Origin of the sequence: Rodentibacter caecimuris (assembly GCF_001019715.1) — a bacterium.
GTDB classification, from domain to species: Bacteria; Pseudomonadota; Gammaproteobacteria; order Enterobacterales; family Pasteurellaceae; genus Rodentibacter; species Rodentibacter caecimuris.
The window spans coordinates 2097136-2114014 of the sequence record NZ_BBXJ01000001.1 but is presented as its reverse complement, the minus strand read 5'-3'; the positions used below and the strand labels follow the sequence as shown (position 1 = coordinate 2114014).

The 16879-nt window shown below is 41.7% G+C and carries 11 protein-coding genes and 2 pseudogenes; 10 read left to right on the top strand and 3 right to left on the bottom strand.

Annotated elements, in window-relative coordinates; translation table 11 throughout:
- Positions 1–103 precede the first annotated feature (103 nt).
- The 8 genes and pseudogenes from PNEUHYL_RS10515 (at position 104) to PNEUHYL_RS10475 (ending at position 10330) form a co-directional block, all read left to right on the top strand.
- Positions 104–2458, top strand: a complete 2355-nt coding sequence (locus PNEUHYL_RS10515; RefSeq protein ID WP_078061253.1) for a type VI secretion system Vgr family protein — start codon at positions 104–106, stop codon at positions 2456–2458.
- On the top strand, positions 2445–3152 hold the full coding sequence (locus tag PNEUHYL_RS10510; RefSeq protein ID WP_059368026.1) for a T6SS effector amidase Tae4 family protein: 708 nt from the start codon (positions 2445–2447) through the stop codon (positions 3150–3152). Before PNEUHYL_RS10515 ends, PNEUHYL_RS10510 begins: the two co-directional genes overlap by 14 nt.
- Positions 3149–3505 carry a hypothetical protein gene (locus PNEUHYL_RS10505; protein ID WP_059368025.1) on the top strand — a complete coding sequence of 119 codons (357 nt, stop codon included), beginning with the start codon at positions 3149–3151 and terminating at the stop codon, positions 3503–3505. Before PNEUHYL_RS10510 ends, PNEUHYL_RS10505 begins: the two co-directional genes overlap by 4 nt.
- 98 nt (positions 3506–3603) lie before the next feature.
- Positions 3604–4632, top strand: coding sequence for a phospholipase D-like domain-containing protein (locus PNEUHYL_RS10500; protein ID WP_059368020.1), 1029 nt, complete (start codon positions 3604–3606; stop codon positions 4630–4632).
- Positions 4632–5794 (top strand): annotated as a pseudogene (locus PNEUHYL_RS10495) (SEL1-like repeat protein). The gene PNEUHYL_RS10500 and the pseudogene PNEUHYL_RS10495 overlap by 1 nt, the downstream one beginning before the upstream one ends.
- A 105-nt stretch (positions 5795–5899) precedes the next feature.
- A pseudogene (locus PNEUHYL_RS10485) lies at positions 5900–7066 on the top strand (SEL1-like repeat protein).
- A gap of 114 nt (positions 7067–7180) precedes the next feature.
- Complete coding sequence (locus PNEUHYL_RS10480; protein ID WP_059368012.1) at positions 7181–8362, top strand: SEL1-like repeat protein; 1182 nt, start codon at positions 7181–7183, stop codon at positions 8360–8362.
- A 474-nt stretch (positions 8363–8836) separates the two neighbouring features.
- On the top strand, positions 8837–10330 hold the full coding sequence (locus PNEUHYL_RS10475; protein WP_059368010.1) for a PTS transporter subunit EIIC: 1494 nt from the start codon (positions 8837–8839) through the stop codon (positions 10328–10330).
- A gap of 43 nt (positions 10331–10373) precedes the next feature.
- Here PNEUHYL_RS10475 and rluA read toward each other — a convergent pair whose 3' ends face one another.
- Entirely contained in the window at positions 10374–11033 is a 660-nt protein-coding gene (gene rluA / locus PNEUHYL_RS10470) for a bifunctional tRNA pseudouridine(32) synthase/23S rRNA pseudouridine(746) synthase RluA (protein ID WP_059368009.1), read from the bottom strand.
- A 2-nt stretch (positions 11034–11035) separates the two neighbouring features.
- A complete protein-coding gene (gene rapA, locus PNEUHYL_RS10465; RefSeq protein WP_059368007.1) occupies positions 11036–13819 on the bottom strand; it encodes an RNA polymerase-associated protein RapA in 2784 nt (927 codons plus the stop codon).
- A gap of 179 nt (positions 13820–13998) precedes the next feature.
- Between rapA and pnuC the strand changes: the two genes are divergently transcribed.
- Positions 13999–14682: a nicotinamide riboside transporter PnuC gene (pnuC, locus tag PNEUHYL_RS10460; protein ID WP_059368005.1), complete on the top strand. Its 684-nt coding sequence runs from the start codon at positions 13999–14001 to the stop codon at positions 14680–14682.
- A 44-nt stretch (positions 14683–14726) separates the two neighbouring features.
- On the opposite strand, the gene PNEUHYL_RS10455 is transcribed toward pnuC, so the two are convergent.
- Positions 14727–15425, bottom strand: a complete 699-nt coding sequence (locus PNEUHYL_RS10455; protein WP_059368004.1) for a tRNA1(Val) (adenine(37)-N6)-methyltransferase — start codon at positions 15423–15425, stop codon at positions 14727–14729.
- A gap of 100 nt (positions 15426–15525) precedes the next feature.
- Here PNEUHYL_RS10455 and srmB point away from each other — a divergent pair, with 100 nt between their 5' ends.
- The gene (gene srmB, locus PNEUHYL_RS10450) at positions 15526–16848 is read left to right on the top strand and encodes an ATP-dependent RNA helicase SrmB (RefSeq protein WP_059368003.1); all 1323 of its coding nucleotides are present in this window, start codon (positions 15526–15528) and stop codon (positions 16846–16848) included.
- Positions 16849–16879 lie beyond the last annotated feature (31 nt).

Below are 16879 nucleotides of genomic sequence, written 5' to 3'. Positions count from 1 at the left end.
GTATTTCCGAAAAATTTAAATTCAGTTAATTGTTTCATTTAGAGATATATAAAACTGCATTATACTAACGCTATTTTTATATGTGTTAAATAAAGGATGATTTATGGCAACTCAATCCAACTACCGCTACACCCTTGATTCCAGCGATAAATACCCTTTTGATGTAGTGAGTTTTCAGTTAACCGAAGGGCTTTCCGAGCCCTTTCGTTTAGAGATGAGGTTATCCAGTTTTGACCCGAATATTCCTTTTTCGGCACTGATGGATAAACCGGTCACTTTCACCTTTTGGCAGGGGGATAAAGCAGTACGCTATGTCAATGGAATTGTCACAGGTTTCGGATTGGGTAAAACGGGCTTTGTGCGCACACATTATAATATGGTGGTAGAGCCGGCATTAGTGCGGGCGGGGTTGCAATCGGACAGCCGTATTTTCCAACATCAAAACAGCGAAAAAATCATCCGCACGTTGTTGCAAAAAAATCGGGTGGAAAAAGTCACCGTTGAACCGTTACCGTCGGATTGGGAACGGGAATATTGCGTACAATATCGGGAAACGGATGTCGCCTTTATTGAACGCTTGGCGGCGGAAGAAGGTTGGTATTATTATTTCAAACATGATGCCGACAGCCACGAATTATGTTTTGCCCATCAAAGTCGGTCTTCGCCCATTTTAGGCACCTTGACCTATAACGCCAACCCGGCAGGCGAGCGCCCTTTTGCCAGTCTTTGGCAGTTTGAATACCATCGAAAAATGACTGCCTCCCGGCAAACCCTCCGTGATTACACCTTTTTAAATCCTAACTACAATTTAGAACATCAACATACCGCTCAATCTGCTGCCCCAAACGGTTCTTCCTCACCTAAATCGTCCCAAAGTGCGGTCAATTCTGCGCGAGTTTATGAACACTACGATTACCCTGGTCGATACAAACGGGACGAACAAGGCAACCCCTTTAGCCGTTATCGTCTGGAAGCCGAACTGGCGCAGTCAGAAACGGCACAGGCTACGGGAGATGATATGCGCGTCATCCCCGGTTATGGTTTTCGCCTCGAAGGACACCACTCACCGACATTCAACCAAGCATGGTTAGTCGTACGTGTCGAACATAGGGGAAGCCAAATCGGCGTATTAGAGGAAGATGCGATAGAACGGGAAACGGTTGAAGACGAACCCTCAAAAAGTGGCAACCATTACGAAAACACCCTATTCCTCATCCCTCATCACAAACCTTGGCGCAGCCCGCCAAAACCCCGCCCGATTATTCGTGGCACCCAAGTGGCGCATGTGGTCGGCCCTGAAGGCGAAGAAATCTACTGTGACGAATGGGGACGGGTTAAACTACACTTCCCGTGGGACAGACGGAGCAACGGAGACGAACACAGCTCTTGCTGGATACGGGTGATTCAAGGCTGGGCGGGTGTGCAATACGGTAATATGATGATACCGCGAATCGGCGATGAAGTGCTGGTCAAATACCTCAACGGCGACCCCGACCAACCGATAGTGGTGGGGCGCACCTATCACAGCACCACCGAACCGCCCTATAAACTACCGGAACATAAAACCCGCACCACAATAAAATCCAAAAGTCACAAAGGTAACGGCTTTAACGAACTGCGTTTTGAAGACGAAAACGGACAAGAAGAGATTTTTATCCACGCCGAAAAAGACCTCAACCACCTCGTCAAACACGACGAAACCACCCAAATCGGGCATAACCGCACCGAACAAGTGAACCGAAATGAAACCGTCCACATCGGCAACAACCGCACGGAAAGCGTCAATCAAGACGAAGCCTTAACCGTCAACCGAGACCAAACCAACCACATCGGACGCAACCGCCTCACCAAAGTGGAACAAGATGACCTCCTTAACATCAATAACAACCGTTATGTCAATGTACATGGCGACACCATCATCCACGTCGGCAATGAACTCAACATCGACATCGCGCAAAACGGCAGTTGGCAGGCGGGCGAACTGTTTGAGCAAATCTGCGAACAATTTGATTTAGAGGGTTACGAAACGGTAGAAATCAGTGGCCCGGGCGGTTCGATAGTTATCAACCGAGAGGGAATTGAGCTGATAGGGAATGTGTATATTGAGGGGGAACTTTGTCAGGAGGGAGGAGAAGCAGAGAACGTTGAGTATATTGATTCTTCTATTAATGATGAACAAAAGAATAAATATATCGTTGAACTACATTGGTCTTATGGTAAAGAGCATAAAAAATTAAATGATAAATCTAGACATTACACCGATTTGAATCTGCATATACTGACTTACAATTATTCTGAAGGTGAAGTTGTTAATGTCGAACTTGAATATGAAACAAATCTTGGAGTTAAGACAAAAACTATTTCAGGCGTAGTAAATGAATATGGGGAAGCCTTAATTTTAAATGTATTCAAAGATGAAATGATTTTAACAAATGGAGATGAGAATGAAGAAGATTAAGGTGAAAGCAGGTGATAAAGAATCTACATTAAAAATTAATCGTCCATCTTGGAACGATATGTTTAGTAATTATAAAACAATAGAAAGCTCTAAATTTTATTCAATCGTCTCTTCTCAGTGGGATAAAAATGCTAAATCAGAAGACCCAGAGACTCGAGTTGCATGGGAAAATACTTGTGCAGGTAGAATGTCTTATGCTCTAAATCATAGTGGATTTATTCTTCCTAAAAATCCTAAAGGTGCATTTATAGGTGAAGAGGATGGTTATAGCCATTGGTTTAGGGTGAAAGAATTAAGAGAATATCTAAAGAAAAGTTTTGGAAAGGGAGATGTGGAATATTCTTTACCTGCTTTTAAATATGATAAAAATACAGGTATAGATATAAACGAGAAAGTTAAGAAAATAAAGGGAAAAGTTGATGAACGGATTAACCTTGTTCAAAATAATGTTTTAGAAAAAATTAACGGAAAAAAGGGGATCGTTGTTTTCGAGGTTTCAGGTTGGAGTAATGCTTCCGGGCATTTTACTTTATGGGATGGAGAAAATTTGCTATATGCTCCGGGTCATGATGTTGAATCAGCTTATGAGTATTATATAAATGGGTTTATTTATAGTTATTACTTTTGGTTTGTTCAGGAAACTAATAGTAAAATTTTTCAAACAAATAAAATAATATTTTGGGAGTTAAAATGAAAAAAATTATTTTTTTGCTTTTATTATCTAGTTATTGTGTTGCTCAAGAAAACGATTCTTTGAAAGCTAAAGATTTTATGTTGAGATATTGCCTATCTCTTAATTACGCTAAGATTGATAAGAATAATGTAATGATTAATGATTATTCTGCACTCTCTGAAGAATATTCTCCTGATGATTGGGATAGAATTATAAAATTTACTAAGAATAATGTGAGTGAGTTTTATAAAGATAAAGTATATTTGCTCCGTGATAACGGAAAGACTGAGGAAAATAATAACATTTTTACTCAATGTATGAAGTTTTATCATTCTGATAAATTGAGAAAGTTCATTAGAAAATATCAATATTAAATTAAAAGTAGCTATCACTAGATAGCTACTTTTTTGTATAGTTTCCCTTTTCGGCACAAATCCTGCGTACCTATGACCAACCGGATGTCGAAGACATTATGAAAGTCTATTTAAAAAATATTAAACAGACTACCAGTTATCTTTACACCGAAAATCAATATTTTCGTTTTCCACCGTTAGTACGGGAATTTATCGCCCACTGGGAAAAACTGAAAAGTGGCGGACGGGCTGAAGGGCCGATACACTGGTTCACCGTAACGAATTCTTCCGATGAAGGCATTGGCAAGGGCACGTACACCACCAATGAAATGTTTAAATTATTGGGCAAACAAGAGGTAATGCCGGGGGTGGCGAGAGCGATTAAACGTCAAGAGCTGGAACTGGAATTAGGCAAACGCAAAGTTAATCAAGCGATTTTGTATAATAAGGCAAGGCTAACGCCTACCCCGGAGGGAAAAGCAGCGGCGCAGGCGGAGTATCAAGCCAACGAACAAGAAATTCAACGTCTTGAAAAAGAGCTTGCCGATATCAAAGCTAAACAGCGAGAGGCGGAGAAAAAACAAGGGGAACAGAACGACAAAAACCAAAATAACCAAGAGGCAAATCTCATTGAAAATCAAGAATTAAGCCAAGAAGAAACCAACCTCACCAAAGAATTAGGCTATGAAATCAGCGATACGCCGGGCATTAAAGCGCATATTTGCACCTTAATGCCAAAAGATGAGCAGGGTAAATACGTGCATAGTTACAAAGACAGCAAAGGCAACGAGATACCGGCGGAAGTCTATGTACATTCCAAGGTCACTATTATGGACGATGTATTTACCGTTATCAGCTCGGCAAATCTCAACACAAGGAGTATGCAGGTGGATACCGAGCTAGGTATTATTATGGAATGTGGCGAAGTAGCGGAAGGGTTACGCAAACGCTTATGGGATTTGCACACCAATAAAAACGGGGCGGCAAATCCGGATAATCTGCATGATTATGCGGTGGCGGTGAAAGCATTTTATCAATGGGGAGAATTAATTGAAAGAAATAAGAGATCGCAAAAAGATGGAACTTCTCCGGAATGTGCATTACGGGAATTTTATCGGGCGGATCCAACGGTTAGTCGGAGTGATTAATGATGGCACGTATTTTAAAATGGCTAGTGATTAGCATAATCGCCTTAATTGTAATCGCGATTTGGGTAGGTACTCGTTTCTTCAATGGAATCGATTTGGGCGGTGCGGGGCATTCACCTTCAACCAATTTTATTGAAGATTATATGAATAAATATCAAACGGAAAAAAACAAAATGGAAAAAATGGAGCAATTACAGGCAAGTCTGGAATTTGTCTGTAAACACGAAGATAAACCTGAACTCTCGGCAGAAACCCAACAATTATATAATTACGCCCTTTATCATGATTTACATAATATGTGGACGGGTAAACGGGGCGATGCGGTATGGAACGGCCTGGCAAGGTATTACCGCATTGCAGCACTAAACGGCGATTATAAAGCCAATATTCGTTTGCAATATCTACTCAAAAGCGGACGTATTAGTTCCGATATGCCGCAAACGGAGGTGCATAATCTCAATGAAGAGTTGGCAAAACAACTACCTGCCACCGCTTATTACAATCTGTACGGCTATTTAGATGTGGGCTACGGGGTACGTACCGAAAAAGACGGCAAGTATGCTTACTTAAGAAAAGCGGCGGATTTAGGCAGTCGGGAAGCTCAGTATGTTGTTGGAGATATTCTGACAGATATTAACGATGAAGAAACAAGACCGCTACGTTTAAAAATTTATGACCAGCTGTTAGCTTGCGCTTCGGAACAAGGATTAGGTAAAGCGTCAGTTATGTTAGGTATTGGGCTTGAAAGAAAGAATATCAAAAAGCACTGGGAGCGTTTCATCAAGGTGTAAAAAATGGTAGTGCTCTTTCCGCAAATGTTTTAGTTGGAGTATTTAGTAATACTAGAAAAGAAAAATACTTAACTGCTTTAAATCTTAAGGAAGATCCGGAACGTGCTAGACGTTATGAAATGATTTGGAAATATTTAGCCTATAAAGACTACCTCCAACCCAAAGTCCCCGATCTCGACGATATTGTGCCGTTACCCCCTGCCCCTTTGCCGGAATGGGACGGCAAAATTGCTTTTCAACGTTGGTATGAAGGCGACGCCCCACCCAAACCAAGTGAGGCATTAATGATGAAACTGGCCAATCAAGCCGGGGTTCGGGTGGATAACGGGCTGGATTTAGAAACGAATTTACCGAAGAAAGTGAAAAAATAACGGAAAAATTAACCGCACTTTTAGGCTGAACAATTTAAAAGTGCGGTTGTTTTTTAGCGTGTTTTACGGATGAGATTTTTTCATTGTGATTTTCCGGAGTGATGAATGATGGCACGAATTTTAAAATGGATAGTGATTGGTGTAATCGCCTTAATTGTAATCGCGATTTGGGCAGGCAATCGTTTCTTCAACGGGATTGATTTGGGCGGTTCAGGGCATTCACCTTCAACTAATTTTATTGAAGATTATATGAATAAATATCAAACGGAAAAAAACAAAATGGAAAAAATGGAGCAATTACAGGCAAGTCTGGAATTTGTCTGTAAACACGAAGAAAAACCCGAACTCTCGACAGAAACCCAATAGCTGTATAACTATGCGTTGTACCACGACCTGCACAATATGTGGACGGGCAAACGGGGCGATGCGGTATGGAACGGATTAGCCCGTTATTACCGCATTGCAGCACTAAACGGCGATTATAAGGCCAATATCCGTTTGCAATATCTACTCAAAAGCGGACGTATTAGTTCCGATATGCCGCAAACGGAGGTGCATAATCTCAATGAAGAGTTAGCAAAACAACTACCTGCCACCGCTTATTATAATCTGTACGGTTATTTAGATGTGGGCTACGGGGTACGTACCGAAAAAGACGGTCAATATGCTTACTTAAGAAAGGCGGCGGATTTAGGCAGTCGGGAAGCACAGTATGTTGTGGCGAATATGTTAGGCGATATTAATGATGAAGAAACCTTGCAAATGCGTTTGAAATTGATAGAACAGTTACTTTCTTGTGCCTCTGAACAAGGGTTAGGGAAAGCTTCGGATTCCTTAGGGATAGGATTTCAGTTGGATAAAGAATATCAAAAAGCTTTAGATGTGTTTCATCAAGGTGTAAAGAATGGTAGTGAACTTTCTGCTAATGTTTTAGCAAGAGTATTTAATAATAGTAAAGAAGAAAAATACTTAGATAATTTAAGTCTTAAAGAGGATAGTGAACGATCTCGTCGCTATAAAATTATCGGCGATTATCTTTATGATAAAGACTACCTCCAACCCAAAGTTCCCGATCTCGACGATATTGTTCCATTGCCGCCAGCCCCCTTGCCGGAATGGGATGGCAAAATTGCCTTTCAGCGTTGGTATGAAGGCGACGCTCCGCCTAAACCGAGTGAAGCCCTGATGTTAAAACTGGCAAATCAGGCAGGTGTTCGAGTGGATAATGGGTTAGATTTAGAAACGGGTCTGCCGAAAAAACCGAAAAAATAATGGAAAAGTTAACCGCACTTTTAGGCTGAACAATTTAAAAGTGCGGTTATTTTTTAGTATGTTTTTAGTGTTTTACGGATGAGATTTTCTCATTGTGATTTTCTGGAGTGATGAATGATGGCACGAATTTTAAAATGGATATTGATTAGTGTAATCGTCTTAATTGCAATCGTGATTTGGGCAGGCAATCGTTTCTTCAACGGGATTGATTTAGGCGGGGTGGGGCATTCACCTTCAAGCAATTTTATTGAAAATTATATTAATAAATATCAAGCGGAAAAAATCAAAATGGAAAAAATGGCGCAGCTACAAGCGAATTTAGCATTCGTCTGCAAACACGAAGAGAAACCCGAACTCTCGGCAGAAACTCAACAACTTTATAACTATGCGTTGTACCACGACCTGCACAATATGTGGACGGGCAAACGGGGCGATACGGTATGGAACGGCTTGGCGAGGTATTACCGCATTGCAGCACTAAACGGCGATTATAAAGCCAATATTCGTTTGCAATATCTACTCAAAAGCGGACGCATTAGTGCCGATATGCCGCAAACGGAGGTGCATAATCTCAATGAAGAATTAGCAAAACAGCTACCAGCCACCGCTTATTACAATCTGTATGGCTATTTAGATGTGGGATACGGGGTACGTACCGAAAAAGACGGTCAATATGCTTATTTAAGAAAGGCGGCGAATTTAGGCAGTCGGGAAGCACAGTATGTTGTGGCGGATATGTTAGGCGAGATTAATGATGAAGAAACATTACAGATGCGTCTAAACATTATTAAACAATTGCGTTCTTGTGCCTCAGAGCAAGGATTAGGTGTTGCTTCAAATTTCTTAGGGATTGGCTTAAAAATGGATAGTAAATACTCAGAAGCGTTAGAAGCCTTTCATCAAGGGGTTAAAAATGGAAATTCACAATCTGCGTTACGATTGGCAAATGGGTTTAGTGATAAAACCGGATCGGGGGATAAACTTAATTTTCTAAATTTACAGCCTGATTCCGAGCGTTCTCGACGTTATAAAATTATAGAGGATTACCTTTATGAAAAAGACTACCTCCAACCCAAAGTCCCCGACTTAGACGATATCGTGCCATTACCTCCAGCCCCCTTGCCAGAATGGGACGGCAAAATTGCCTTTCAGCGTTGGTATGAAGGGGAAGCCCCGCCAAAACCGAGTGAGGCATTAATGATGAAACTGGCAAATCAGGCTGGGGGTCGAGTGGATAATGGGTTAGATTTAGAAACGGGTCTGCCGAAAAAACCGAAAAAAATAACGGAAAAATGACTCATAAATTACTGAGTTGATTTATTCGCTATTACAGAGCCGTTGGCAAAGCCAACGTTCAAAATCCTTCGGATTTTGTGACCGCACTTTTAGGCTAAAGGGGTTAAAAGTGTAGTTACTTCTAATTCTTTACAACTAGAAGAGGACTACGGAATGGTGAAAAACTTTCGTTTAAAGCTGATGTTATTCAAGCTTTGACTCGAATAGAGTTAGCTTAAAAGTAAAGGAAGGTGTAATTGAACATCTAAGAAATAGATCTAACTGAGAAAAATCTATCGTTGATGGAAATCTTGACTATGCGAATCCAAACTACTTAAGGGAAGCGAATGAAAATACGAAACGTTGGGTTTCGATGTTTATGAGCAAGCGAGAGAACAGTCAAATTTTTGGAACTGGTAATGCAATATATGTTCATGGGATCATTAACAAGCTTTATAATAGAAATCGCAAATTTTAACTTAATGTGAGGAGCCTATGTTTAAACAACTACAACAAATCGGCAAAGCCTTTATGTTGCCGATTGCTATTTTACCCGCCGCCGGTCTATTACTGGGTATTGGCGGCGCACTATCCAATAAAGCCACACTGCAAGCCTATCCGGTACTGGATAATTCGTTGCTGCAAGGTATTTTCCAAATTATGTCTTCTGCGGGTTCGGTCGTATTTGCGAATTTGGCATTGTTTCTTTGTATCGGTTTAGGTATTGGTCTGGCAAAACGGGATAAAGGCGTTGCCGCACTTGCAGCAGTAGTCGGTTATTTAATTATGAGCGGGACGATTTCTGCTTTAATTCCTCTCTTTTCTCCTGAGGTAAAAAGTATTGATACCGGTGTGATCGGATCATTAGTTATGGGCTTGGTAACAGTAAAACTACATAATCGTTACCATAATATCCAATTACCGCAAATCTTGGGCTTTTTTGGCGGCTCTCGATTTGTGCCGATCGTTACGGCATTTGCAGCGATTTTTATCGGCGCAGTTTTCTTTTTAATTTGGCCGACCTTTCAAGGCTGGTTAGTCTCTGCCGGTGAAGGTATCGCTTCAATGGGCGAGATCGGAACATTTTTCTACGGTTTTCTTATGCGGTTAAGTGGCGCAGTGGGATTACACCATATGATCTATCCGCTATTTTGGTACACCGAATTAGGCGGGACGGAAATCGTAAATGGAGAAACCATCATTGGAGCACAAAAAATTTTCTTTGCTCAATTAGCCGATCCTAACCATCAAGGTTTATTCACCGAAGGTACGCGTTTTTTTGCCGGTCGTTTTGATACCATGATGTTTGGTTTGCCGGCTGCTTGCTTAGCGATGTATCATTGCGTGCCAAAATCCCGTCGGGCAAAAATTGGCGGATTGTTTTTAGGCGCGGCGTTAACCTCATTTATCACCGGCATTACTGAACCTATCGAGTTTATGTTCTTATTCGTTGCACCTTGGCTTTATGTATTTCATGCATTTTTGGACGGTGTTTCTTTTTATATTGCCGACTTACTCAATATTTCCATTGGGAATACTTTCTCCGGCGGACTGATTGATTTTTTACTCTTCGGTATTTTACAAGGCAATGAGAATACGCATTGGATTCGTGTGGTTTTAGTGGGGGGGCCTTGGGCGTTACTCTATTATTTCTCATTTCGCTTCCTAATTACCCGATTCAATGTCATGACACCGGGAAGAGCGGAAGACACTGAAGAAAGTGCGGAATTACAAACGACTTCTCTCACCGAAAATGCCCACTATGTTATTGCGGGTCTTGGTGGGGCGGAAAATATTGAAAATGTAGATGCCTGCATTACCCGTTTACGGGTATCGGTTAAAGATGTGAAATTAGTCGATAAAGCACGATTAAAATCCCTTGGCGCGATTGATGTGTTGGAAGTCGGCGGAGGGATTCAAGCCGTTTTTGGGGCGAAAGCGGTACTATATAAAAGCGAAGTCAATCAGATTTTAGGAAAAGAAGATTAGATGAGCGCTATCCTCCCCATGTTTTTGGGGAGGCTGTTTTTCGTTAAAAATCGACTTTTGCACAAAAAGTCATGGGTTCACCGCTGATGGGGTGAGTGATGCTTAGGCTTTCTGCGTGAAGGCAGAGGCGTGGCGACATACTTTTTGCTTGTGGATGCGCATAGAATTTATCCCCTAAAATCGGGTGGCCTAATGCCAGCATATGCAGGCGTAATTGGTGGGAACGGCCGGTAATCGGTGTCAGTTTTACCCGACTGCTGTTATTGGGTAAACGTGCTAAAACCTCAAATTTTGTGACCGCTCTTTTGCCAAGGACAAAATCTAAACGTTGGCGTGGGCGGTTCTCCCAATCACAAATCATCGGCAAATTAACCTCGCCACAGTCTTGTGCAAGACGTCCCCATACTAAGGCTTGATAATGTTTTTTCGGTTCTCGCTCGCGGAATTGGCGTTTGAGTTCTTTATCCGCCGCTTTGCTTAACGCAAACAAAATAATGCCGCTGGTTGCCATATCAAGACGGTGTGCCGGTTCGCAGAAACCAAATTTTTCCTTCACTCGGCTCATCGCACTGTCGTAATATTGCGGTTGGTTGCCCGGTACGGAAAGCAGCCCGCTCGGTTTATTCACCACGCAAATATAGTTATCTTGATAAACAATATCTAAATAAGGTTCCATTGGGGGATGATATTCAATTAGTGCCATCATTATTCCTTATTGGTGACGATAACTCTTAAACTATCCAATCGCCAGGTTGCTTTTGCCAATGCTTCTAACGATTGATCACGCTGTGCCGTTAAAATCTCAATTTCACTTTGGCGAATATTTTTATTTACCTTTTGTAAGACTTGTAATCGATCAATTTCCACACTCAACATTTGCTCCGCCAATTTTTGGGCTTGGCTAATATAAGTTTGGGCAAGCGGTTGAATTTTCTTTTCGCCAAGAGCAAATAATTGTTCCAATGTCGGGCGTACCATTTTAATCATTTTATTCGCCACATTTTTACCAAGCGGTTTCAATTTGCTGTGTAGGTTTTCAAATTCAACCTGTTCGGCAATATTATTGCCTTTGTTATCAAGCAATAATCGGATCGGCGTAGGCGGTAGGAAACGGTTGAGCTGCAATCCTTTCGGCGATTGTGATTCCACCACATAAATTAATTCTAACAAAAGTGTACCGGCTGGTAACTGTTTGTTAATCAGGAACGCCATTGCCGCTTTTCCGATATCACCGGAGGCGATAAGATCAATACCTTGGCGAATCATTGGATGATCCCAGGTTAAAAATTCCAATTCTTCACGGGCAAGGGCAAGATTGCGATCAAAGGTTACCGTCACGCCTTCTTCTTTTAAGCCCGGGAAATCCGGCACAAGCATTGTACCGGTAGGGGTGATCACAATGCTGTTTTCGCCAAGATCCTCTTGTTCTACCCCGATAATATCAAATAAATTCAGGGCAAAATTGACTAATTCCACCTCGTTATCTTGTGCGGCGATAGCATGGGCTAACTGCTTTGCTTGTTCTCCGCCGTTGGAGTTCAGTTCTAATAGGCGATCACGCCCTTGTTCCAATGCGATTTTGAGTTTTTCGCGTGCTTGTTTGGTGTCTGCAATGAGAATATTTAAGTCTGAAAGTGCGGTTGAATTTGACCGCACCTTTTGTAGTGCTTCGGCGAACTGTTCAAATAATGTCATGCCCATTGGCGTGGTTTGTTCAAAGCCATTTAATCCTTCGTGATACCAGCGTGCTAATGCATCATCGGCGGATTTTTCCACACAAGGCACATAAATTTGCACATCATTTTGCTGACCGATACGGTCTAAACGCCCGATACATTGTTCAAGTAAATCGGGGTTTTGTGGCAAATCAAATAATACTAAGGTGTCTGCAAACTGAAAATTTCTCCCCTCAGAGCCAATACCTGAACTGAGTAATACCTGTGCGCCATTTTCCATATCGGCAAAATAGGCGGCGGCACGATCGCGTTCAATAATAGACATTTTTTCGTGGAAAACTGCGGCACGAATCCCTTCTTTCTCCCGTAAATGCTGTTCAAGGTGAATCGCCGTTTGCGCATGTTGGCAAATCACAAAGATTTTTTTATCACGTTGTGTTTTTACAAAATCTAACAACCATTGTGCTTTCACCTCTTCCAATTGAGCGATATTTTCAAGGGGTAACCTGATCGGGTGATAAATACGCTGAGGGAAACCTTTCACGCCTTGGCGGGTATTGCGGAATAGCACACGGCTTGTGCCATGACGATCAATCAAATTTTGGATTAAGGTTTGGCGTGCTGATTGTTCTTCTTCATTAGAATTATTAATGTCTTGAAAAAGTTGCGCCGTATTTTGTTCTCCCAGCAATTGAGAAATATGATTTTTTTCGACCGCACTTAGTGGTTTATCTTCCAGTAAAGATTGCACCGCTTGCGCCACCGGTTGGTAATTTTGTTGCTCTTTTTGAAAAGTAGCATAGTCAAAAAAGCGTTCTGGATCGAGTAATCGCAATCGGGCAAAATGGCTTTCTTGCCCTAATTGTTCGGGAGTGGCAGTCAGCAGTAAAACGGAAGGAATGCCGTTTGCCAATTGTTCAATAGACAAATAAGCCTGACTTGGGGCGTTTTCAGTCCAAACCAAATGATGGGCTTCATCCACAATTAAGCAGTCAAAACCGGCTGCCAAGATTTGTTCCGTACGTTTCGGAGAATTAACCAGCCAATCTAATGCACAAATAATTAGAGATTCCGAGCTAAAAGGATTCTCGCCACTGATCGCAAAATCCTCACAGCGTTCTTCATCAAATAGTGAAAAGTGTAAATTAAATCGGCGTAACATCTCAACCAGCCATTGATGTTGCAAGGTTTCTGGAACCACAATCAAGACACGCTGTACTTTTTCTGCAAAAAGTTGATTTTGCAAAATCATGCCGGCTTCAATGGTTTTACCTAAGCCCACTTCATCGGCGAGCAATACGCGCGGATTCACACGGTTACCAACTTCAGCGGCAATATGCAACTGGTGGGGAATTAAACCTGCACGAATACCGCGTAAACCACGTAATGGCGATTGAAATTGGGCTTGTTGGTGCTTGAGTGTACGATAACGCAACGCAAAATGATGGCTACGATCTAACTGTGCGGAAAAGAGGCGATCTTTCGCCGAACTAAAGGAAATAAGCGGTGAAATATCACTTTCTTGAACGATCACTTGTTCACCTTGCGGATTTTCTACCAAATAAAAATTCAAGCCGTTCATGCTTTGAATATCCACAATCTTGCCTTGCCAACCGTCTTTATGATTTAAGGTTTCACCTTTGTTAAATTGAATGCGGGTGAGAGGGGCTTGAGCGATAGAATAAATACGCGTTTCGTCAGAGGCAGGAAAATGTAACGTCACGGTGCGGACATCAAAAGCGGTAACAATGCCTAATCCAAGATTATTCTCACTTCCGCTTAACCAACGCTGACCAAGGGCAAAAGGTGTCATACAACTCTCTATTTTTTTATTCATTAAAATTCGGGCGGCTATTGTAGCCCGATTAAAAGGGAAAGCAATGAAAACCGTGAGCTTAATCACAATTGCTATGATTACCAAGACTCTATGCTTTACTTTGCTAAAGTGAGGTGTGAAAATGGCAGAATTCTTTCATTGTTATGGAGTAAAAAATGGATTGGTCCGAACGTCTTAAACGTGAGTTTTTATCCGGTTGGAAACCGTTTGAAGTTATTTGGCTGGCGGTGTTTATCATTGCGCAAATTTGGGCATATGTGCAAACGCCGGATTCTTGGCTGGCAATGGTTTCCGGTATTTCAGGCATTTTATGTGTAGTATTGGTGAGTAAAGGGAAAATCAGTAACTATTTCTTTGGCTTGATTTATGCTTATACCTATTTTTATGTGGCATGGGGGCAAAATTTCTTAGGGGAAATGAATACCGTGCTTTATGTCTATTTGCCTGCACAGTACATTGGCTATTTTATGTGGAAAAACAATATGCAAAATGACAATGGCGGTGAAAGCGTGGTGGCAAAATCGCTCACCCTACGAGGTTGGATTGCCCTTATGCTTTTTATCGGTATTGGCACACTTTTATTCGTGCAAGCCTTGAAAGCGGCAGGCGGAAGTTCAACCGATTTAGACGGTCTAACAACCATTATCGTGGTGGCGGCGCAGTTGCTGATGATTTTGCGTTATCGTGAACAATGGCTGTTATGGATTGTCCTTAATATCCTTTCCATTAAGTTATGGGCAGAAACACCGGCGATGTATTTAATGTATAGTGCCTATTTGTTGAACTCGCTTTATGGTTATTACAACTGGACGAAATTGACAAAACAAACGCAAAATTGACCGCACTTTTCACAGAAAGGCGAACCGTAGAGTTCGCTTTTTTGTTAAAACTTCAAATAAAAATCCTTTGTTAGTGCAATAAATTCGTCTGTATAGCAGTTTTTCTCATTGTAGATCATGATTTGATTGTGCTCTAATTCTTGCGGTTGTTTGGCAAAAGTGATTAACATTCTTTGCGGTGATTTTCCGATTTTTGTGATGATTTCCGTTTGTTTGACACAATAAAGTGCGGTCAGTTTTTCGAGCGTTTTTGCCGCCTCATAGGGTAACACAAAACTGATTTTGCCCTTTTCCGATAAACATTCAGCCGCCCACGTCAGCCAGTCCGAATGAGTTTGTTTGGTATAACGGGCTAACTCTCTTTCTTTGTTTTTACATTCCACGCCTTGTTCAAAATAGGGCGGGTTGGCAACAATGAGATCAAAAGTTTCTTTCGTATCGGATAAAAAATGTTGAACATCTCCCTGAATCAAATTGATACGTGCTTTCCAAGGTGAAAGCGTAATATTTTCTTGTGCTTGTTGTGCTGCAGCAGGATCTAATTCTACAGCATAAATTTGACTATCTTCCTTTGTGCGTTGTGCAAGCATTAATGCCAGCAAGCCCGTTCCGCTCCCCATATCAAGTATATTTTTACAATGATTCACATCCACCCACGCACCCAGCAAAATGCCGTCCGTGCCTACTTTCATCGCACAATGTTGTTGATTAATGTGAAATTGTTTAAAGGTAAAACTACTCATAAATATTGCTTAAATTGACCGCACTTTCCTGTTTATTTTTAGGCGTTTCGAGGCTTTTCAGGTATAATTCGCGCCAATTTTAACAAAGAACCGTACAATAATGAATTCTCCCCAATTTGAGCAATTTGATCTTTCCTCGGAGCTCTTAAAAGCACTTGAGAAAAAAGGCTACAAACGTCCAACTGCGATCCAAATGGAAGCCATTCCTGCTGCGATGGAAGAGCGTGATGTGCTAGGCTCAGCACCAACCGGCACAGGCAAAACCGTTGCTTTTTTATTACCGGCATTGCAACATCTGCTTGATTATCCACGCCGTAAACCCGGCCCGCCACGTATTCTTGTATTAACCCCAACCCGTGAGTTGGCAATGCAGGTGGCGCAACAAGCGGAGGAATTGGCACAATTTACCCATTTAAATATCGCCACTATCACCGGCGGTGTGGCATATCAAAATCATGGTGAAGTTTTCAATACCAATCAAGATTTGGTGGTGGCGACACCGGGTCGTTTATTGCAATACATTCAAGAAGAAAATTTTGATTGCCGTTCAGTGGAAATATTAATTTTTGATGAAGCGGACAGAATGTTGCAAATGGGCTTTGGACAGGATGCGGAAAAAATTGCGGCGGAAACCCGTTGGCGCAAACAAACGTTATTATTTTCAGCAACCTTAGAGGGTGAATTATTGGTCGATTTTGCCGAACGTCTGCTTAATGATCCCGTACAAGTGGATGCCGAACCAAGCCGTCGTGAACGTAAAAAAATCAATCAATGGTATTATCACGCCGATAGTTATGAACACAAAGTGAAATTATTGGCTCGTTTTATTGAAACAGAAAAAGTAAGCCGAGGCATTATTTTTGTGCGTCGCCGTGAAAATGCCCGAGAGCTTTCCGAAACCTTGCGTAAACGGGGTATTCGTTCCGCTTACTTGGAAGGTGAAATGGCACAAACCCAACGTAACAATGCCATTGATAAATTGAAATCAGATGTGGTCACGGTGTTAGTGGCAACCGATGTAGCGGCTCGTGGTATTGATATTGATGATGTTAGCCATGTGATGAATTTTGACTTGCCATATAGTGCGGATACTTACCTACATCGTATTGGGCGTACCGCTCGAGCGGGCAAAAAAGGGACGGCGGTATCTTTTGTGGAAGCCCACGATTATAAATTGCTCGGCAAAATTAAGCGTTACACGGAGGAAATTCTAAAAGCCCGTGTTTTAGCAGGCTTAGAACCCCGCACCAAACCACCGAAAGACGGCGAGGTGAAATCAGTGAGTAAAAAACAAAAAGCCCGTATCAAAACAAAGCGGGAAGAAAAGAAAAAAACAGAGGCGAAGAAAAAAGTGAAGCTACGTCACAAGGATACGAAAAATATTGGGAAGCGGAGAAAGGCGAGTTCACAACAAGAAAATTAAAAACAAATTGCGGTTGAAAATTCTATTCAAT